Genomic DNA, 20,505 nt, shown 5'->3' with positions numbered 1-20,505 from the left:
TTCGCAGGCAAGCCCACTAATCAGTCATAGACAAAAAGAGTCAAATCACTAGCAAAAAAACTCAACTAGCAAAAAATGTGTCGGCAACCATTCAGACGGAAGAATGAACAATCACCGACGAAAAATACTCACACCCCGAACATCAGAACCGAAACCCGAAGGCCCGGAACATCATCCGACATGTGAAGTACCAAAAAAATTTTGGCACTGACATTCATCGACACACTGTTGAGTTCTCAAAGAACACGCACACACCATCACCACGACCCTATGGCCGCCGCTCCGGGGCAACTTTTCCAGCTTATCCCAACCAGGTCACCGGCGCAAACCGGAACCCCGTGAAGAAAAACTGGATTGTGTTCGCCAGGCACTTCGTACAACCTCGTGTCACTCACCCTCGCAGGTGGGAGTCGGTGTCCGTGTCGCTCTGACCTGGACAAAGTTACGCGAAGATCAACACAACACCAAATCGCCAGGTCAGAGCACTGAAGCGGGTTAACAGCCGATAGTTTCCTCGAATTTTTGCCTCTCGCGATGACTTTCCGCGCCCACTGCGGTCTGTATGAGCAGGAACCAACAGGAACCGAAGCGTTCAGTAATCAGTCAATCGACTTCAAGGAGCACCCAATGTCTCGTCTTCTCTTCGTCAACATGCCGGTCAAGGACGTCGCCGCTACCCGGGCGTTCTTCAGCGGCCTCGGCTTCGAGTTCAACGACATGTTCAGTGACGAGAACACTGTCTCGATGATCGTCAGTGATTCCGCCACGGTCATGTTCCTGAACGAACCCCGTTTCGGGGACTTCATCGCCGACGACATCTGTGACACGTCGAAAGCTCGAGAAGCACTGATGTGCGTGTCGGCCGACAGCAGGGAGGAAGTCGACACCTTCGTCGACGCGGCGATCGCTGCCGGCGGTAGCAAGTGGATGGAACCCCAGGATCACGGCTTCATGTACGGACGCGCGTTCCGCGACCTCGACAATCACGTCTGGGAGGTCATGTGGATGGACCCGGCTGCGACTGTTCCCCAGCAGTAACGCAGAACAACAGCAGTAACGAGTAGGCGCGCGGGTCCCTCCATACCGGAGGGCTCGCGCAACTCCTTGCCCCTACAGCTCTGCAGGCAATCCGAACCGTGCGAACAGACTCAGATCGAAGAAACACGTCACGTGCGAGATCCCGGACTCGGTGACATCGAGAACGTGCAACTGGAAAGCACGGTGAACCCCATCGGGCTCGCGCATATAGAGGCCGAACGCCGGCTGGCCGTTGGCGGCGGTCGGTAGCAGCCGCATCGCTCCTGGTCCGTCGGCCGGGCATTTGGTTCCGATGAGCTGCCCGATTGCCTCGGGGCCCTGGTACCAACCCTCGAACGGAGGCATCTCCCAGATGGCTTCCCGCGTGAACAGCTCAACGATTGCCTCGACGTCGTAGCTTTCGAAGCTGTGCACGTAGTCGCGGAGCAACTTCCGGGCAGCCTCGGTAGTCGGTTCCACGAGATCGTCCTCAGTGGGCCCGATGTGATTGATCTGCGCGCGAGCCCGCTGCAGCAGGCTGTTCACCGCAGTGGTTGTGGTGTCCAGCGCCTCCGCAACTTCCGATGCCTTCCACTGCAGAACGTCACGCAGAACCAGAACCGCACGTTGGCGCGCGGACAAGTGCTGCAGCGCGGCAACAAGCGCGAGCCTGACCGAATCGCGATTGACGACCATGACGGCGGGATCATTGACGTCGCCCAACGCAGAATCCGCGATCGGTTCCAACCAGGCAATCTCGTTGCGCTCGATCAAATCGTCGGCCGGGTCCGAACTAGGTGCACCGAGGCCGGTCGGGAGTGGACGCCTCGATCTCCCCTCCAGCGCGGTCAGGCACGTATTCGTCGCGATGCGATAGAGCCAGGTCCTGAGCGACGACTGGCCTTTGTAACCTTCGAACCCGCGCCAAGCCCGGATGAACGTCTCCTGGACCTGGTCTTCGGCGTCGTGAATCGACCCCATCATGCGATAGCAGTGCGCCAGCAACTCGCGGCGGTACGGATCGGCAAGAGTGAGGAAATCACTGTCCAACGCCTGATCGACTGTCATTTGTTCAGACTAGTGGCCGAGCGCCCGAAACACAGGCGTCGGCGAGAATTCGATCAGGCCGGCGCCTGCACCGCGGTCAACCGGGATCTCTTCCTAAGAACGAACCCCAGTGATTCGTAGAGTCTGATTGCATTCGTATTCGATTGCACTGCATGGAGAAACGGCAGCTCGCCGCGTTCGCGAATCCCGGCAGCGACGGCACGGATCAGCGTCGTACCCAGGCCTCGACCTCGGAAGTCGCTGTCGGTGCACACCGCACTGATTTCCGTCCATCCCGGAGGGTGCAACCGCTCCCCCGCCATGGCAACAAGTCTTCCGTCGACGCGAATGCCGTAGTAGCTCCCCATCTCGACGGTACGAGGAAGAAACGGTCCGGGCTTGGTGCGCTCGATCAACGCCAGAATTTCGGGAACGTCGCCCCTTCCGAGAAGTTCGACCGACGGATCAACGGAGACTTCGAGTGCGGAACCGTCCATTTGCACCGAGCCGAACTGATCCACAACGCGCCACCCTTCCGGCGGCTGATGATCAAATCCTCGTAAACCTACTGTGCCGCCTGGACCTACGAGTGTGCGTAGGTTCTCCCAGTCTTCGGCGTCCAACTCGGGCGGATGACCGACAAACGGAGCGACTGTCGGGTCGTATCGCGCAACTCTCCCTGCCCAGCGAGCGAATTGCGCATGATGTCCGCGAAGACCTTGTCGCACAGGATCGTCCAGTGGATGGATGTCGACATCCGTGTCAACAGTCTCGACAAACGACGCCAGGGTCGCCTCCGTGGTCATCGAACCTCTTCCTATCCAAGTCTTCCAGTGATGGAGGCGACCGAAACTCCCCGCCCACCTCGATCACAACGCTAGGAACACTTGCTGTCGTAGTCGCCGGATAGAATCAAGATGATTCTGACTTCCGCCCCACGCCCAGTCACGACCACGGTTCGAGGGCAGATTCTCACAAAGACTTTCGTCGCGACATCTACACCAAACGAAAGGCTGTTCGCCATGAGCCACTCCGACCCGATCAGATCTGCATTCGACCAGCTACCTCTGAAGGAAATGGACGCAGCGACGCTGGTCTTCGCGATCGAGAGCGCCGTCGACGAGATGGCTCTCCCGGGTGAAACCTTGCGGCTCGCCATGGAGGTCGCGACCCTCGCGCACCTCGATCAGTTCAGAAAGAACGGGATCAAGTCAAACGAGGATCCCTACATCGTTCATCCCCTACGAAATGTGTTGCGGCTGCTTCGGTACGGGTGCTCCGATGTCGAGATCCTGAGCGCAACCGCGCTTCACGACACGGTCGAGGACCGACCACACGCCGTCATCGCACTCCTCGGTGGCCGGACTGCGGACGACATGTCTGCATCCGAAGCGCAAGAACGTGCGTCAACACTCATCGCCTCGCACTTCGGCCACAGAATCTCCGAACTTGTTGAGGCAGTGACCAATCCAATCGACTACCCGCACGACAACACCACCGGCTACCAGGATCACGTCATCCGCGCGATCGCGGATCCCGCAGTGTTCCTCGTGAAGTTCAGCGACTTCGTCGACAACGCGGGAAGCGTGAAGTACCTGAGCGAGACCGACAGGCTGAGGCTGGTCACGAAGTACGAACCACTCGTGGAGCACTTCAAGCGGGCTTCGCTTGCTCTCGCCAACGCATTGCAGCTCCCTCCCGCAGGACTCGACGCGATCGCACAGCACATTGCAACCATCGAAGGCGATTTCTCGAATACGGCCCGAGGGGACATAGAAAATACTCGCCAGTAGTACCGATCAGTAATAATCGAGCAATCGGGAGAATTCTCCGAATACGTGATTTTGTTACCAGCGAGTATTCACTTTCTTGCCGATTTCATTACCATCGTGATCCGCGTCACAGGGCCGAATTCCATTGCACTGCAATGATTTAACACTATAAGTGTAACCGTGGTTCACGTTGACTAATATTCTTCAATTCGCCCAGGTGACATGAGCGTCGACATACTGCATTCTTAGATAAACCAGGGATTCCCTGGAAGCAGACACAATATGTTGCTGATTCGTGATTGGAGCGGTTCTGAGTCCACGCCTGCAGGGTGGCGTACAAGGCACGTCGTGCCTGAGCGCAGGGGACTCTACGAACCGGAAGGGCAATCACTTGCCGACGCGCAACCGGGGGAAACACAGCGCATCGCGGCGTAGTTCACGAACCAGGTAATCCGGGTATGTGGGACACGGTCGGCTCATATCGCAACGTACGTGACGAAGAATCTCATCAAGGACGGTGGCAGTGACAATGTTCAAACGAATCGCAGTGGTCAATCGAGGTGAGGCCGCGGTCCGGCTGATCAGGGCTGTACGCGAACTGAACGCCGAACACGACTACGGCATTCGCGTCATTGCACTGCACACCGAGGCCGAGCGCCGCGCCATGTTCGTCCGCCAGGCAGACGAGGGTGTGACCCTGCGCAGCACCGGCACCGGCAGCCCGTATCTCGACTACGCCGAACTCGAGCGAGCACTCCTCGCAGCCAAGGCCGACGCAGTCTGGGTCGGCTGGGGCTTCGTGGCCGAGGATCCCGCCTTCGCCGAGATCGTCGCGAAACTGGGCATCACGTTCATCGGCCCGAGCGCCGACGCGATGCGCCTGCTCGGCGACAAGGTTGCCGCCAAGATCCTGGCCGAGAAGGTCGGCGTACCTGTCGCCCCGTGGAGCGGCGGACCGGTCGAAACGCGCGCCGACGCTCGTCGTCATGCTCAGTCCATCGGATACCCCCTGATCATCAAGGCCCGAAGCGGCGGCGGTGGACGCGGTATCCGCAAAGTCTGGGCCGAAGACGAACTCGAAGTTGCACTCGAGCGCACGCAGGGCGAAGCAGAGCGGTCCTTCGGCGACCCCGTCGTCTTCCTCGAACGCCTTGTCACCGATGCACGCCACGTCGAGGTACAGGTCATCGCCGACAACCACGGCAATGTCTGGGCTCCGGGCGTTCGCGACTGCTCGATTCAGCGTCGCAACCAGAAGGTCATCGAAGAATCCTCTTCCCCCGTCCTGACCGAAGAACAGTCTGACCACCTCAAGAAGGTGTCCGCCGAACTGGTCAAGGCAGCCGGATACCAGGGCGCAGGCACGGTCGAATACCTCTACCAGCCCGAGAACAAGCTCTTCACGTTCCTCGAGGTCAACACCCGTCTGCAGGTCGAGCACCCGATCACCGAGGTCACCACCGGAATCGACCTCGTCAAACTGCAGATTCTGGTCGCCAGTGGTGACGAATTGGTCGGTGACTGCCCGCCCGCATTCGGCCACGCCGTCGAAGCCCGTCTCAACGCCGAGGACGCGGACAACGATTTCGCGCCGGCACCCGGCACGGTTCAGCTCCTCAAGTTTCCGCTCGGCTCCGGCATCCGGGTCGACACCGGCATCGCTGCCGGGGACGTCATTCCGCCCGACTACGACTCGATGGTCGCGAAGGTCATCGCCTGGGGCCGCAACCGCTCCGAGGCACTTGCGCGCCTGCGTACCGCCCTTCGTGAAACCACAGTCGTACTCGACGGCGGCACCACCACCAAGTCGTTCCTCCTCGATCTACTCGATCGCGACGAGGTCATCTCGGCATCCGCGGATACCGGCTGGCTCGACCGCACGGGCGCCCTCACCGGCACCACTCGTCGCGCGGACGTCGCACTGATCGCCACCGCCATCGATGCTTACGACGCCGAGGAGTCCCTCGAGCGTGCAGCCTTCCTCGCCTCGGCACGCGGCGGCCGTCCCCGCGCCAACCACGCGATCGGCCGTACCGTCGAGCTCAACTACCAAGGTCAGGCATACAAACTGACCGTCGGGCGTATCGGCCCGCACCGCTACCGCGTCGACGGAGACGCCGGCGACATCGAGGTCGACGTCGATCGTCTCGGCGACTTCGAGTCACGGCTGGTGATCGGTGATCGGCGCTTCCACGTCGTTTCCGTCGTGAGCCCGGCTCGCTATCTCGTCGAGGTCGACGGCATCAGCCACCAGATCAGCCAGGACGACGCCGGAGTGGTCCGCGCGCCGGCTCCCGCCGTCGTGGTGGCTGTACCGGTCGCGGTCGGCGACGACGTCGAAGCCGGCTCCACCCTGGTCGTACTCGAATCCATGAAGATGGAGACCGCAGTTCGCGCACCGTACGCGGGCAAGGTGCGTGAAGTTCTCGCTACCGTCAACTCTCAGGTCGATGCCGGCGCGCCGCTCCTGCGCGTCGACCAGGTCAGCGAGGAAGCTGTCACGGAGAAGGCTCCGCGAGTCCAATTCGATCTTCCGGCAGCAACTTCCGGTTCCGACGCCCGCGACGACGCGTTGGCACAGCTCGAAGCACTGACCGCGATGATCAGTGGCTACGACGTCAGCGGTAAGCACGCAAACGCTGTTCTGGCCGAGTACGACGCACTTCGCAGCGCACTCGCATCCGAGGACCGCGAACTGGTACAGGCCGAACTGGCTGTGCTGACCACCTTCGCCGACATCTGCGAACTCTCGCGCAACAAGCCCACCTCGGGTGAGTCCGCGAAGGACGAATCCGTCCACAGCCCCCGCGAGCACTTCCACACCTTCCTGCACTCACTCGACTCCGAGCGCGAAGGTTTGCCGGCGTCGTTCCGCACGAGACTCGAACGGGCACTTCGCCACTACGACGTCACCGATCTGGAAGATCGCCAGGCCGTCGAGGAAGCGGTGTACCGACTCTTCCTGGCTCTGCAGCGCATGGAAGCCCAGATCCCGGTCATTGCAGCACTTCTCGAAGGCTGGCTGGTCGGCGACAAGGCTCCAGGTTGCTCGGCTCAGGAGCTCAACGAGGTTCTCGATCGACTCATCGTCGCGACGCAGGTCCGCTACCCCGTCATCGGCGACGTCGCCCGCAACCTTCGCTTCCGGTTCTTCGACGAGCCGCGCATCCGCAAGGTTCGCGAAGACGTCTACGACGGAGTACGCGGCAACCTCGCCTACCTCGAAGAGCAGCCGGACGCTGCCGATTTCGACGAGCGAATCGCCAACCTCGTCGCCACTCCCGAACCGCTCCTGGACCTGTTGGGTCGAAAGATCGGCCTTGGCAACCGCGATGGCGGCCCTCTGCTCGAGGTCATCACGCGTCGCTACTACAAGATTCACTCCTTCGAAGACGTCCGCGTTTTCGAGCACGTCGACCGCCGTTTCGTGACCGGTAACTTCGACCTCAAGGGCGACGGGCTACATCTGGTCTCGACGGTGGCCGAATTCGACGCTCTCGGAACGGCTCTCGACGATGTCGCCACAATCGCGCAGGATGCTCCATCCGGTCGCGGCCTGGTAGTCGACATCTACCTCGACTGGCCGAATCAGCCCGCCGACGGCGACACGCTCGTCGAGACGCTGCGCACCGAACTCTCGCGCAACGAGACGATCACCCGGTCCCGCCGCGCGACTGTGATCATCTGCAATCCGAATGGGGAGCCGGTCCGCTGGGTCACCTTCCGCCCGATCGACGGTGAACTGGTCGAGGACAACATCATCCGCGACATGCATCCGCTCACGGGTCAGCGTCTGGACATGTGGCGCCTGAAGAACTTCAACGGCAAGCGTCTGCCGGCTCCGGAGAACACCTACCTGTTCCACCTCTCCGCCAAGGAGAACCCGAAGGACGAGCGCCTGATCGCTCTCGCGGAAATCCGTGACGTGACACCGCAGCTCGACGACGAAGGCCAGATGGTTGCGCTTCCGGCCATCGAGCGCACACTTGCCGCGTGCCTCGACGGCATCCGCCGTGCGCAGTCCCAGCGCGGAGACAAGCGTCGACTGGCAGCCAACCGCGTCGTGCTCTACGTGTGGCCGGTCGCCGACGTTCCCAGCGAACGCTTCTCCGTGATCGCTCAGAACGCAGCCCGACTGACCGTCGGCGCCGGGCTAGAAGAGATCACACTCATCACCCGCCTGAAGGACCGAAAGGGTGGCGCGCCCAAGGAAGTTGCGCTGCGATTCTCCTACCGCGCAGGTGCCGGTGTGGTCATCAACAAGACCACGCCTCCCACTGAACCGCTGCTCCCCCTCGACGCGTACGCCCAGAAGGTCCAGAGTTCGCGGGCACGCGGCACGGTGTACCCGTACGAGCTGATTCCGCTCCTGACCGGCACCAAGGGCACCTTCGTCGAGCACGACTTCGACGAAGCGGGCGTCCTCTCGCCCGTCGAGCGTCCGTACGGACTCAACAAGGCCGGCATCGTCGTCGGCCTCGTGAACACTCCGACGCCGCGCTATCCCGAGGGAATGACCCGTGTCGCGCTCTTCGGTGACCCCACCAAGGCGCTCGGTACCGTGGCCGAGGCCGAATGCTCACGCGTGGTCGCTGCCATCGACCTGGCCGAGAAGTTGAACGCTCCGGTCGAGTGGTTTGCACTGTCCTCGGGTGCCACCATCTCGATGGAGAGCGGCACCGAGAACATGGACTGGGTCTCCCGTGGCCTGCGCCGGATCATCACCTTCACCCAGAACGGCGGCGAAATCAATATCGTCGTCACGGGAATCAACGTCGGCGCTCAGCCCTACTGGAACGCCGAAGCCACCATGTTGATGCACACCAAGGGCATTCTGGTGATGACCCCGGACAGCGCGATGGTGCTGACCGGCAAGCAGTCTCTCGACTACTCCGGTGGCGTGTCGGCCGAAGACAACTTCGGTATCGGTGGTTACGACCGCGTCATGGGCCCCAACGGCCAGGCGCAGTACTGGGCCCCCGACCTCACTGCGGCGTGCGAGATCCTGTTCCGTCACTACGCACACTCGTACCTCGCTCCCGGCGAACGGTTCCCGCGTCGCGCAGCGACGACGGACCCCATCGATCGCGACGTGCGTAGCTTCCCGCACACCCACCCGTCGAGCGACTTCGAGACGGTCGGCGACATCTTCTCCTCGGCGAAGAACCCGGATCGCAAGAAGCCCTTCGACATTCGCACCGTGATGCGTTCGGTGGTCGACCAGGACCACTCGGTTCTCGAGCGTTGGGCCGACATGGCCGGCGCCGACACCTCGGTCGTTCTGGACGCGCACCTCGCCGGACATCCGGTCACAGTCGTGGGCATCGAATCCCGCGCGATCCCGCGTAAGGGTCACTTCCCCGCCGACGGTCCCGACACCTGGACGTCGGGAACGCTGTTCCCGAACTCGTCGAAGAAGACGGCCCGCGCGATCAATGCGGCGAGCGGCAACCGTCCGATCGTGGTACTGGCCAACCTGTCCGGCTTCGACGGTTCACCGGAGTCACTGCGCAACATCCAGCTCGAGTACGGCGCCGAGATCGGCCGCGCCATCGTCAACTTCGACGGACCGATCGTGTTCTGCGTCGTTTCCCGCTACCACGGCGGCGCGTTCGTCGTATTCTCCGGTGCGCTCAACGACAACATGGAAGTTCTTGCTGTCGAAGGTTCGTTCGCCTCGGTACTCGGCGGCGCCCCCGCCGCCGCAGTGGTCTTCACCCGTGAGGTGAACACCCGCACCAACAACGACCCGAAGGTGCAGCAACTGGAAGCAGACTTGGCAGCAGCCAAGGACGACACGGAGAAAGCACACCTGCGCGTCGAACTGAACGCTCAGCGCATCGCCGTCCGCTCCGACAAGCTCGGCGAAGTGGCATCCGAATTCGAAGCGATCCACAACATCCAGCGGGCCCGAGAGGTCGGCTCGGTGGATGAGATCGTCCCTGCCGCAGAACTGCGTCCGCAGATCATCGCAGCAGTCGAACGCGGCATGAAGCGCACACTCGCGCAGTAAGTTTCTCCGCACGTCGAGCGGTCCCGCGAAATGCGGGGCCGCTCGATTTGTGTCCGGACCGCGCCGGCTTCAGACGCCCTCGAGCGCCTCTCCGATCTCTTCGAGGACGTGATTGTGCTGCTCTGTTGCGAGCAGATGCCCCGCCGCGATGGTGACTGCCACGGGCCACTCGATGATCTCGAACGCAACCATCAGTCCCATCACCGCAAAATAGGCGATCTGCTCGGGTCTCGGAGCCGGAATGGCACCGACGATCGGCAACTCCAATTCGAAGGTCCGGGCCGAACGGACGGATTCGACTACCGCGCGGTGGTCGACGGGGTTCGTGTGGTCGACGGTGTTCTGGGACATGTCACGATTCCTCAGGATTCATCTCGGGTCGCCCGGGAGTTCGGCGACGTGTCACTTCCAGCAGCGACGCTCACAAGCGTGTCCGATTCACCGGTTTCCGCTTCTTTGATTTCCGCTTCGCTGATTTCCACGCTGTCGCGAGCGCTGACTCCCCCGGTTCGGGAGGTGTACGCGGTGCTCGTCCGCGTCGGGATCTTGCGAATCGTCGACTGACCTTCCGCGCTCTCCTCAGTTGCGGCGATCCGCTCCAACACCCGCGGAGCCAGCGCCGCCAGCAGCGTCGCTGCCGACGCACAGCCCACTGCTTGTCCCCACCCAATCGGACCGAGCGGCGTGCAACCGAGAAATTGGCTCACCACCGGGGTGCTGACGAGCGTCGCCAGCGCCGCAGCGGACCCGGCAACGGTTGCGACCACCAGCGGACTGCGCGATTCGAGCAACGTCTGCCCCAGTTGGGTGCCCACCAGGGCAACCAACGCCACCGTCGACGCTCGTCGCCGCCTGCCGCTCGTCCGGGCCATAAGCCACGCTGCCAGCGCACCGATTGCCGTGGCAGTGCCGCGGACAGCGATCGTCTGCCACAACGCATGAGTGTCCATCTGTTCGGACTTCTCGGATCCGTTCTCGGACGGGGTGCTCACCGCAAGCGCAGCAGCGGGCAAGGCGTCCGTCATCAGATTGACCAGTAGCAACTGCCTTGCGTTGAGCGGTGATTCGCCGGACAGCGCAGAACCGATCAGAGCGAATGCGACTTCACCCGCGTTGCCTCCGAGCAAAACCCCCACCGCTGATCTGACCCGCCGCCACAATTGACTGCCCTCGTCCAATGCGTCGGTCAATCCGCCGACACGGCCGTCGAGGAGCACGATGTCTGCGGCGCCGCGCGCCGGATCGCTGTCAGTCGACGCCACCCCGATTCCCACGCTGGAAACTCGGATCGCCGCAGCATCGTTCGCGCCGTCACCGACCATGGCGCACACGCGCCCGTCAGTCTCCAACGCTTGCACGATCTCGACCTTCTGCTCGGGTGTCACGCGCGCAAAGACGCTGCTGCCGCGGACGGCGTTCCGTCGTTCTGCGCGAGAGAAGTTCTCCCAGTCCGGACCGGTGACCACGTCCTCACGCGCCACATCCATCCCCAGTTCGGTGGCGACCGCCGCCGCTGTTGTCGGATGATCCCCGGTCAGCACGCGCACTTGCTGTCCGTTGCCTTGAAGTTCTCGAACAAGTTGCGTTGCTTCGGGTCTGAGCGTGTCCGAGAGTCCGAGAAGGCCGACCGCTTCCAACCCCTCGGAGCAACACTGTTCGAGAAATTCCGAGTCCTCCGCAGCGCGTCGCGCATCGTGTTCCGACAACTCGCGCTGTGCGACGGCAACCACCCGCAGTCCGCGTCCGGCCATGCTCTGAACGTGGCTCGCCGACACAGCATTCGGATCCCGCCCTGCCTCCGCCACGAATTCCGGTGAACCCTTCAGTGCGATCCGTCTGCCCAGTAGGGCTGCCGAGTACGGCCGCCCAGACCTGAACGGAACGAGGTTGAGCGCGTCGGCATCACCGAAAACCCGAGCCTCGTCCAGAGCTTGTTCGGCTGCATCGACGACGGCGGCGTCCGTCGAATGAAACACGCGATCGTCGCGACTTCCCAGAGCACTGCGCGCCGCAACTTCCAAAATCTCACTTTCGCCCCAACCGTCGACGCGTTCGACCGCGGCCACCCGTAGCTTGTTCTCACTGAGGGTTCCGGTCTTGTCGAAGCAGACCACGTCGACACGCCCGAGCGCTTCGATCGAACGTGGAGCACGCACCAACACTCCTGCTGCAGTGAGCCTTCGAGCTGCCGCCTGCTGAGCAAGGGTCGCAACCAGAGGCAATCCCTCCGGCACGGCGGCCACGGCAACGGCCACGCCTCCGGTGACGGCGCGGCGCAGACCGGTACCACGAATCAGACCCGCGACTGTCACCAACGCTCCGCCGCCGATACTGGCCGGCAGAGTCGCCCTGGTGAGTTCGCGCAGTCTGTTGGTCAGGCCCACAGCAGGTCCGGATCGGGATACACCGACATCGGCGCGCCTGGTCACCGTTCGAGCTCCGGTGGCCGTGACCACGCCACGACCGGAGCCGGCAAGCACTGTTGTCCCGGCATAGGCCATGCACCTTCGCTCGGCCAGGGGCATCCCAGGGGTCGGGTCGGTCTGCTTGTCGACGGGCATGGACTCCCCCGTCAACGACGACTCGTCGACTTCCAGCGATTCGGCGATCAACAGTCGACAATCGGCGGGCACGATGTCCCCGGACTCGAGGGCCACGACGTCACCGAGTTCGAGCGCGTCTGCCGCAGTCTCGACCTCGCCAATGTTGGTTACTCGCCGAGCTACCGGTTCCTGAGTCCGCAAAAGTCGCTGCACTGCCCGTTCCGAATGAAGTCGTTGAACAGCGGACATCGCGGCATTGCCGACCAAAACCGAACCGACCAGGACGGCGTCTACCGGTGAACCGAGGACTGCACTGGCCGCCGAGCCGGTTGCCAACACCGGCGTGAGTGGATCCGCCAATTCTGTTCGCAACGCCGACAATCCGTCACGGATCAACCTGAAGCGTGCGGGCGCTCGCACACGAGCGTCGGCGCGCTGCGGCGTATGCCGGACGGATTCGGCGAGTTCGCGAACGACAGAATCACCGTCCATCTCATGCCAGCTATCGCTCGGAGCACCGACAGGGGCGGGAGCCTGAATCACAGATCGGGACAGGGTGTATCCGGTCCACAGTCCCGCGGCCGAACCAGCCGTGACCGGCCCCGGCCCAGCCCCTCGAATTCCCGGAAGCATAATCAAGGCACCCAATGCCGAAGAACCCGAGGAGAGTTCGACGCCGCGCCTCGTCGCTGTTCGGGCAGCCGAGAGCGCATGGACGACCCGCCACGCCCCGGCCAAGTCGGTGTGGATGTCGGCACTCACGTGCTCGCCACTCGGTGGTGAAATCCCGATGCGTAGCACTGCCTGCCCCGCTATCGCCCTACTCGACACGATCGCAACTGTCCGACCCTCGGCCACCAGTGCCGAGAGAGCTTCGCGCAGGCCGGCTTCGGGAGTCGATGGCGCCGGATAGAGCTCGTCGAATCCGCTTCGCAGTGATCCGAGCCCGTCGTCGTCGATCGTGGCCGCTGCGACCCCGCTCGCGCGTATCTCACCTATCAGTGATTCCGCCAACCCTTTTCGCACCGGTCTTACGACAACTTCGGCGCCGTCGATGCGGTGTCTTCCGACCCCGAGCGAGCCGGCGTCAAGCGCTTCCCTGGCATGTGCCCACACCACGACGCGGTCCGACTCGGACACCTCTCGTATGTCGGAAACCCGGAGCGCGTCGTCGAAAAGGACACTCGGATCGACGAGGACGGTATCGACACGATCAAGCATGCGTAGAGCCGCGGGGTCCGAAACGGCGACGTGGTGCGTCCGCCACAGACCGTATGACAAACCAGCAGCGAACGATTCGCGTGACATCCGAAGCGGCCGCGGCGCCGAAACCTTGATGCTCGTCGCAACGGTGTCACCGCCGGCAGACACGGTAGCCAGTGCAGCCCCAGCCGCCAGCTGAACCCCAGCGATCCTGCCGGCATAACGCTCCCCCGGACCACTCGGGTCACGCCTCGTGGAAGCACCGCGACCGCCAGGTTCGAGTCGCCACACCAGCCGAGAGTTTCGCGCCGCCAGAGTTTCGCGCAGCAGCATCGTCCGCAGCCCGAAATCCACGCCCAATGACGCAGGCGCGTAGGTCAGAACATCCGCGAACGACGTCGCCGACTCCAATGCGAAGTCGGTGAGCGAACGGCCAAGGCGCTGTTCGATTCGCCGACGCACCCGGGGTTGATAATTGATCGCCGACGCCGCCGCCGAGACATAGGCGGAACCCGGCATTCGCGGCGCACGAAGAATCGATCCCGCTGCTGCAGGAATCATCCCGACGCCCGCCAGCGCAAGAGTGCCGGTCCGCAGCGCCACGTCACTGACAGCGGTTCGCGGAATCGTCGAACCACCGACCAACGCCAGACCCGACAACGCCAGGCGCGGCGGCAAAGTTGCCACCGACACCGCACGCCGGGCCATCGCTGAGAACATCAGGAAGTGGATCGAGTGTGCGAAGAACTGTGAGTTCGATCCTGCGACCGACTGGCCGCCTTGTGGGAGTTTCCGCTCGATTCCTTCTTTGCCGGTTCCGTCTTGGTCGCGCGCCCAACCGCCTTGACCGCACGATCGGGCCGCGCGCTCTTGCGATCCCATTCGTGAAGTACCAGGGCCGTGCCGCCGACCGCCAAGAGCACCGGCCACTCCACCAATCCCGCCGCGCCGACGGCGGCCATCGTGAGAACCGCGGTCGGCGTCGAGGAACTACCCGCACGAATTCCGTCTCGGACGCCCTCCGCCGTTCCGCGTATCCCGCCCGTCACTCCACCGATCACTCCACCACCGACGGCTCCAGCCACCGTCGTCGTTGCGTCTGCCACACCACGAACGACCCGGGTGGCTTCGTCGACAATCATCATCGGACGCTCCTATCAGCAGTCCATCGAAGAATTCAGTATTTGAGGCCATACCCAACACCGACGGCGGCAATCACGATCCGATACATTTTTCGGCGAACCTGGCGAGGGCGCGCCATCGTCAGCGCCGTGAGAGGGTACGGTGCGGGATGCAGCGACCACCTTCATCGACGGGAGTTCCACACAGTGGCGATCATCGGAAATTCGGACCTCGACATCTTCCGACTTAGCTTGGGCGGCAACCCTTTCGGATGGACAGCAGACGAGAAGACGTCCTTCGAGATCCTCGACTCGTTCGCCGAAGCCGGTGCAAACTTCATCGACACCTCCGACTCGTACACGGCGTCGGCTCCCGGCAATTCCGGCGGGGAATCCGAAACGATCATCGGGAAATGGATCACCGATCGGGGACTGCAGAACGACATCGTCGTCGCCACCAAGGTGGGTAGCCATCCCGATTTCAAGGGACTGAAGGCCGACAACATCGCGGCCGCAGCTGAGGCGTCGCTGCAGCGCCTGCAGACGGACTGCATCGACCTGTACTACGCACATTTCGACGACCCGCAGACTCCGCTCGAGGAAACTCTCGAAGCCTTCAATGCGTTGGTCGTCGCGGGCAAGGTTCGCTATCTCGGAATCTCCAACTACAGCCCCGACCGCGTCCGGGAGTGGCTGCGGATCACCGAGGAGAACGGTTACGCCGCGCCCATCGCGCTGCAACCGCACTACAACCTGGTGCACCGCAAGTCGTACGAACCCGAACTCGCGCAGATCGCCACCGACAACAACATCAGCGTCTTCCCGTACTTCGCTCTCGCTTCCGGCTTCCTGACCGGAAAGTACAAGACCCGCGCGGACATCGAAGGCAGCTCCCGCGAACGGCTGACCGCCGGATACTTCAGCGACGCCGGACTCGACGTCGTCACGGAACTGGCAACAATCGCGCAGGCACACGACAGCGAGATCTCGACCGTCGCGCTGGCCTGGCTGCTGACTCGACCTGGCATCACCGCACCGATCGCGAGCGTCAGCCGGCCGGAGCAGCTCCCGGCGCTCCTGGACGCCCCGAATCTGGTGCTGTCGTCGAATGAACTGGACACTCTCGAACGGGTGTCGGCGGCAGTCGGCGCCTGAAATCAGGCAGTTTTGAGATGAGCGCCGAGGGCCGTGTTGTTGATCGTCCAGAACGACCAGCCGTCATGGCTCTCGGTGTCGCCTGAAATGTGACCGGTCACGGCATTGGCGGCCGCGGTCGGATCAGGGAATCGGCGGCCTTCCATCGGTCCGCGCATGATCTCGACGACCTCGGTGCTTTCGTCGAAGCGTCCGACCCAACGGTATCCATGGCAATCAGCCGTCATCTCGAGGCGATTGTCGCCAACTTCGATCTCCTCGACACCGCTGGCGCGACGCTTCTTCGCGGCGACCGGCGACGTCTTGCGCTTGGTCGCAACCGGGGCCTCCACGTAAATGCTCGGATCCTTGACCGCGGCCAGGCCCAGCGCATCCCAACGATCGTGACCGTGTACGACGCGTCCGCGCGGAATCGCGTGATGTCCGGTGCGATTGCGTCCGGGGCTGTCCATGATCCACAGGTCGACCTCGGCACGGATGTCGTCCGCGACCTCGTTGGAGGGCAGCATGAAGAACTCGTGCGGGTCTGCAGCCAGGTCGACGAATACCCAGAACTCGGAGCGCGTGTCGTCGCTCTCGAGCGACTCGTCCTGACGCCTGGCCTGCCAGTCACCGTCGAGCTTGGAACGCACTCGGACGATTCGGCTGATGCCGTCTGCGCCCGTCACCTCGACGGGATTACGACGTGAGTGCGTGAGGCGGACAGCCTTGCCCCCACGCTGCGTAGCTTCGGAAATGAACGCATTGATGCCGCGGCTTGCGGTGTCTTCCATGATCGACCTGTCTCGAGCGGGTACGCCCGCATCACCGGATCGGCATCGGGGTCGAGCAAAGAGCGAATTCTCGGCCTGTTCTTCGATCGTGCGGCCGGTCAGTACCTTCGACCTTACAGCTCCGGCGACAGCCTGACTACGGCGCCCGACGCTCGTTCCCGGAGGTCAGCAGTGCAATGTCCCCGTAAAGAGCCGCCCGGTGAGCGAACATCAGTTCTTCCACACCGTCGAATTGATCCCCGACGTAGTGCGTGTTGGCAGCCGAAAGTTCACGTGAACCAGAGCGCGCGAGTAGGTCGTCGATCCGGCTGTCGAGGCTCGCTGCATGCGCAACCGCGCGCTGCGAACTCAACTGATCCTCGGCCCGTGCGACCAGGTCACCGATCCGCGCGAGCGCCGCGACGCGCTCGACCAGCTGGTCCCAGACCGTGCCGAGTGCCTCCCTTCGCGAAGCGATTCCGGCTCGGGTTCCCTCGTCGCGTGCCAGCGCAGCCGCGTCGTCCAGCTCTGCGAGTATCGAACGCAGCGCTACGGTATCGACCGCGATCTGCGTGATCTCGTCTGCCAAGTCCAGTTGATTACGTTGAATGACGAAGTGATCGGAATGCCACGCGCTGGAACTCTCGATCCGGTCGAAAAGATTCCCGGCGAGGTAAAGCAGTGCGTCGTACTCACCGGCGCGTCCTTCGGGTTCGGAATCGACCAGTCCGTCGAGGACTTCCGCGATACGTCTTCCGGCATCGGCGATGACACCGGTTCCCTGGACCTTCCCGAACTGGGCGGCGAGTTTGTCGAGTGCTGCGTTTCCACTGCTGGCCACGACACCGAGACCCACCGGCAGCTTGGCCGGAACCGGCGTGCGGGTGAGCCCGGCAAAGAGAGCCTCGCGCTGCTCGACGTCGAGATGGAGACCGTCGCGGCGGTCCTTGCGGATGGCACGGACGCTGCTCGCGAAATGACGATTGGAATGCACGATCGCCGATCGCATCGACTGAACGCGCTTGTCCAGCGTCTGCACCCGCCGTTCGAGGACAACCTGAACGGGACCGATGCGTGTCGCGAGCAGTCGACGCCTGGTGCGGGCAAGCTCGTCGGTGAGATACCTCAACTCCGAAAATCCGCCGATCTCCGGGAACGAACGTCCGACAGTGCGCCGGTTCGCCAGGATCGACCGCGTCGACTCGTCCGCATAGCCGCCGGCGATCAGCAATGCGACATCGTCGGACAACTCCGGCCGGTTCGACTCGACGGTCCCCGCCGCACACCACTCCCTGACTCGGGTGGAGATGAGCGTTCGCCGTTCGGTCACCGACGCCACGACAAAGACGTCGCCATTTCCGTCTGCCATCTCACGGCCATCCGTCATCTCACGCCTCCTGCTGGGTGCCGGTTACCACTGTTCCAGAATCTGCCGACACGCGCCCGAACGCGCTCCTATCTGCCCGCTACGCAGCCATCAAGCTTCGCTAAGCCGCCATCACGATCTCGAACCGAGTCAGGAACTCGTCCACATCCGAGGCGGATATGGGGAGCGGTGGTCGAATCTTCAGTACATTGCCGTGCTTACCCGTCGCCGATATCAACACTCCGTGCGCACGTAATCCGTTGACAATGTCGAGTGCACCGGACGGGTCCGGCTCACCCGAGTCCGCGTCGACCACATCCACCCCGACAAACAACCCTGCGCCGCGAATCGCACCCACGTTCGGGTTGCGGTGGACGGACGTGCGCAGGCCATCTGCTAGTCGATCTCCCATCACTGCGGCGTTCTCCATCAGCTCTTCTTCCCGAATCACATCGAGCACCGCCTGCGCCGCAGCAATCGACACCGCATTGCCGCCGAACGTGTTGAAGTACCGGAGCTCGCCTGCGGTCAGCCCAACCAAGTTGTCACCGAGTACCACTCCGGCGAGCGGTACCCCGCCGGCCATCGGTTTCCCGAGAGTGACCAGATCTGCGTCCACTCCGTGCCGCGTAAACCCCCACAGACTGGACCCCAGCCGACCGAAGCCAGGCTGAACCTCATCTGCGATAAGCAAGCCACCAGCCCGGCGAACCCGATCGACAGCCGTCGCGAGGAACGAGTCGGTCAGTACTCCGTCGGAAGCAAAGATCGTGTCGACAAGTAGTGCCGCCAGTCCGATGCCATCGCGGTTCAGTCCGTCGATGCATTCCTGAACGCGATCTGCAAACCAGGATTCTCGGTCCGCCTCTTCGACAATGCGTGCGTCCGGCAACGGCACGACGCGTACCCACTGCGCATCGCCAAAGGCAGCAGAACCCATTGATGGCGAGCACGCGGCAATATTGATCGTGCCGCCGTGATAGGCATTTTCGGTGACGATGACACCAGTCTTCCCCGTTGCTTCCCGCGCAATTCGCAAGGCGAGATCGTTGGCCTCCGAACCCGTACACGTGAACATCACAGTAGAGAGCCGATTCGGGAACGTGGAGACCAAATCTTCTGCGTACTCGACTAGCGCCTCATTCAGATAACGGGTGTGAGTGTTCAATTCGGCAATCTGTCTACGCACAGCGTCAACGACTTTGGGGTGCGCGTGTCCGACGCTCGCTACATTGTTGTACATGTCGAGATACGTGGTGCCGTCGCGATCGTGAAGTCGAAGACCCTGCGCCCGAACAATTTCCACTGGTTTTCGATACATCAACGGCGATGCCGGACCGAGAACGTCGGCCCTACGTTTGATCAGATTTCGAGTTCGCGCATCGAGTCCTGGAGCGTTCGCGGGCACGTAGCCGTTCACGTCGAGTGGCGAGACACGCGATGTGCTCGCATCCTGAAAGTGAGCCGTCATCAAATCCTCCGAAGTGTGTATACGAAATAGACTGTCCAACTGCACCGTTCAGACCGAGGCAAGCCACAAGGCCCATCGTGGATCGGACATCTTTGCCCGGGCGCGCATCAGCTTCCACACTCCGTACTTGTGATAGTCGAAGTCCCAACCGGAATTGAGTCGATTGTTGATGCACCCCCACAGGCCCCACTTGACGTCTGCCAACGCCCCGAACAAATGAACACGTGACACGACCGACCAGTCTTTACTCCCGTAAAAGGCTTCGATCAGTTCCAGCGTTCGCCGCTCGTCGAAGAACATTTCGGTCACGAAGATCGCCAACTCATAGGCTCTGTCATTGTTGGCGGCGAACTCGTAGTCGACAAGTTTGAGCGGCTGACCGTCCGAATACAAGAAGTTTCCTGGCATCGGATCGTTATGGCACGGAACCAGATCCAGACCGGAAGCCAACAAGGCAGACTTTGCGGTGTGATACTCACGCTCGATCAGGGCGAAGTCCCGAGGAAGCATCACACCGTGTTCGCGCGCCTGATCGAGATGCTCGTCGATCATGTCGAAAATCGTCTTCGTAAGGGACATCAGCGGGGCCGAGTGCAGTGTCCGATACAGGTCGACGATCTGCAACGCGACCTCCGAACGCTTGAGATCTCCGTTGGTGCAGCCGCGATACCCTTCCATGTACTCGATCACCTCGATTCCCGTTCGACGATCGAACAGAATCATCTCCGGAGCTATTCCCAGCGAACCCGCCAGCATCGCGGCCTCATTCGCCGCAACGCGATCGACAAACGACTCACTTCCGGCACCGGGAATTTTCAAGAAGTACCGGCGGTCGATTCCCCCGACAGTGATTCGCCAATTGCTGTTCTGAAGGCCACCGTGCACCGGCGAGTACCGGATCTCCCGTCCGCGCCAGTCGGAGATCGACGCCAAGGCTTCTTCGACACCCCTCTCGAAATCCGTTCGAGCAGTACCACATACACGCTCGTCGGCTGCGCAGTGCGCAAGGTCAGGTTGCTGAGTGTTCTCGGTCATGGTCATCCTT

General features: G+C 62.4%; 13 protein-coding genes. 4 read left to right on the top strand and 9 right to left on the bottom strand.

Going from position 1 to position 20,505, the window contains the following annotated elements:
• Positions 1 to 627 precede the first annotated feature (627 nt).
• On the top strand, positions 628 to 1,038 hold the full coding sequence (locus tag RE4_RS24110) for a VOC family protein (RefSeq protein ID WP_003945103.1): 411 nt from the start codon (positions 628 to 630) through the stop codon (positions 1,036 to 1,038).
• 72 nt (positions 1,039 to 1,110) lie between these two features.
• Here RE4_RS24110 and RE4_RS24105 read toward each other — a convergent pair whose 3' ends face one another.
• Both RE4_RS24105 and RE4_RS24100 read right to left on the bottom strand, forming a co-directional pair.
• A complete protein-coding gene (locus RE4_RS24105) occupies positions 1,111 to 2,085 on the bottom strand; it encodes a sigma-70 family RNA polymerase sigma factor (RefSeq protein WP_020970164.1) in 975 nt (324 codons plus the stop codon).
• A 53-nt stretch (positions 2,086 to 2,138) separates the two neighbouring features.
• Positions 2,139 to 2,870, bottom strand: coding sequence for a GNAT family N-acetyltransferase (locus RE4_RS24100; RefSeq protein WP_029255775.1), 732 nt, complete (start codon positions 2,868 to 2,870; stop codon positions 2,139 to 2,141).
• 216 nt (positions 2,871 to 3,086) lie between these two features.
• On the opposite strand from RE4_RS24100, the gene RE4_RS24095 reads away from it, so the two are divergent.
• Together RE4_RS24095 and RE4_RS24090 are read left to right on the top strand one after the other, a co-directional pair.
• Entirely contained in the window at positions 3,087 to 3,857 is a 771-nt protein-coding gene (locus RE4_RS24095) for a hypothetical protein (protein WP_238077093.1), read from the top strand.
• A gap of 508 nt (positions 3,858 to 4,365) precedes the next feature.
• The gene (locus tag RE4_RS24090) at positions 4,366 to 9,849 is read left to right on the top strand and encodes an ATP-binding protein (protein ID WP_060939496.1); all 5,484 of its coding nucleotides are present in this window, start codon (positions 4,366 to 4,368) and stop codon (positions 9,847 to 9,849) included.
• Positions 9,850 to 9,918: 69 nt separating this feature from the next.
• On the opposite strand, the gene RE4_RS24085 is transcribed toward RE4_RS24090, so the two are convergent.
• The 3 genes from RE4_RS24085 to RE4_RS24075 are packed head-to-tail and all read right to left on the bottom strand — an operon-like array spanning position 9,919 to position 14,740.
• Complete coding sequence (locus RE4_RS24085; protein ID WP_060939491.1) at positions 9,919 to 10,200, bottom strand: hypothetical protein; 282 nt, start codon at positions 10,198 to 10,200, stop codon at positions 9,919 to 9,921.
• An 11-nt stretch (positions 10,201 to 10,211) separates the two neighbouring features.
• Entirely contained in the window at positions 10,212 to 14,315 is a 4,104-nt protein-coding gene (locus RE4_RS24080) for a cation-translocating P-type ATPase (protein ID WP_060939490.1), read from the bottom strand.
• Positions 14,315 to 14,740 carry a hypothetical protein gene (locus tag RE4_RS24075; protein WP_020908416.1) on the bottom strand — a complete coding sequence of 142 codons (426 nt, stop codon included), beginning with the start codon at positions 14,738 to 14,740 and terminating at the stop codon, positions 14,315 to 14,317. Before RE4_RS24075 ends, RE4_RS24080 begins: the two co-directional genes overlap by 1 nt.
• A gap of 183 nt (positions 14,741 to 14,923) precedes the next feature.
• Here RE4_RS24075 and RE4_RS24070 point away from each other — a divergent pair, with 183 nt between their 5' ends.
• Positions 14,924 to 15,871 carry an aldo/keto reductase gene (locus RE4_RS24070; protein ID WP_060939489.1) on the top strand — a complete coding sequence of 316 codons (948 nt, stop codon included), beginning with the start codon at positions 14,924 to 14,926 and terminating at the stop codon, positions 15,869 to 15,871.
• A gap of 2 nt (positions 15,872 to 15,873) precedes the next feature.
• Here RE4_RS24070 and RE4_RS24065 read toward each other — a convergent pair whose 3' ends face one another.
• From RE4_RS24065 to RE4_RS24050, 4 genes are all read right to left on the bottom strand, one after another.
• On the bottom strand, positions 15,874 to 16,644 hold the full coding sequence (locus tag RE4_RS24065) for a hypothetical protein (protein WP_060939488.1): 771 nt from the start codon (positions 16,642 to 16,644) through the stop codon (positions 15,874 to 15,876).
• Between the two features lie 136 nt (positions 16,645 to 16,780).
• Complete coding sequence (locus tag RE4_RS24060) at positions 16,781 to 18,010, bottom strand: hypothetical protein (protein ID WP_060939487.1); 1,230 nt, start codon at positions 18,008 to 18,010, stop codon at positions 16,781 to 16,783.
• A 100-nt stretch (positions 18,011 to 18,110) separates the two neighbouring features.
• Complete coding sequence (locus RE4_RS24055; RefSeq protein ID WP_060939486.1) at positions 18,111 to 19,460, bottom strand: aspartate aminotransferase family protein; 1,350 nt, start codon at positions 19,458 to 19,460, stop codon at positions 18,111 to 18,113.
• 48 nt (positions 19,461 to 19,508) lie between these two features.
• Positions 19,509 to 20,495, bottom strand: a complete 987-nt coding sequence (locus RE4_RS24050; protein ID WP_047888051.1) for a choline/ethanolamine kinase family protein — start codon at positions 20,493 to 20,495, stop codon at positions 19,509 to 19,511.
• Positions 20,496 to 20,505: the final 10 nt, after the last annotated feature.

Source organism: Rhodococcus erythropolis NBRC 15567, assembly GCF_001552595.1.
In the GTDB taxonomy this organism is placed as follows: Bacteria; Actinomycetota; Actinomycetes; order Mycobacteriales; family Mycobacteriaceae; genus Rhodococcus_F; species Rhodococcus_F erythropolis.
The sequence above is the reverse complement of the archived record's forward strand: the minus strand, read 5'-3'. Positions and strand labels throughout refer to the sequence as shown.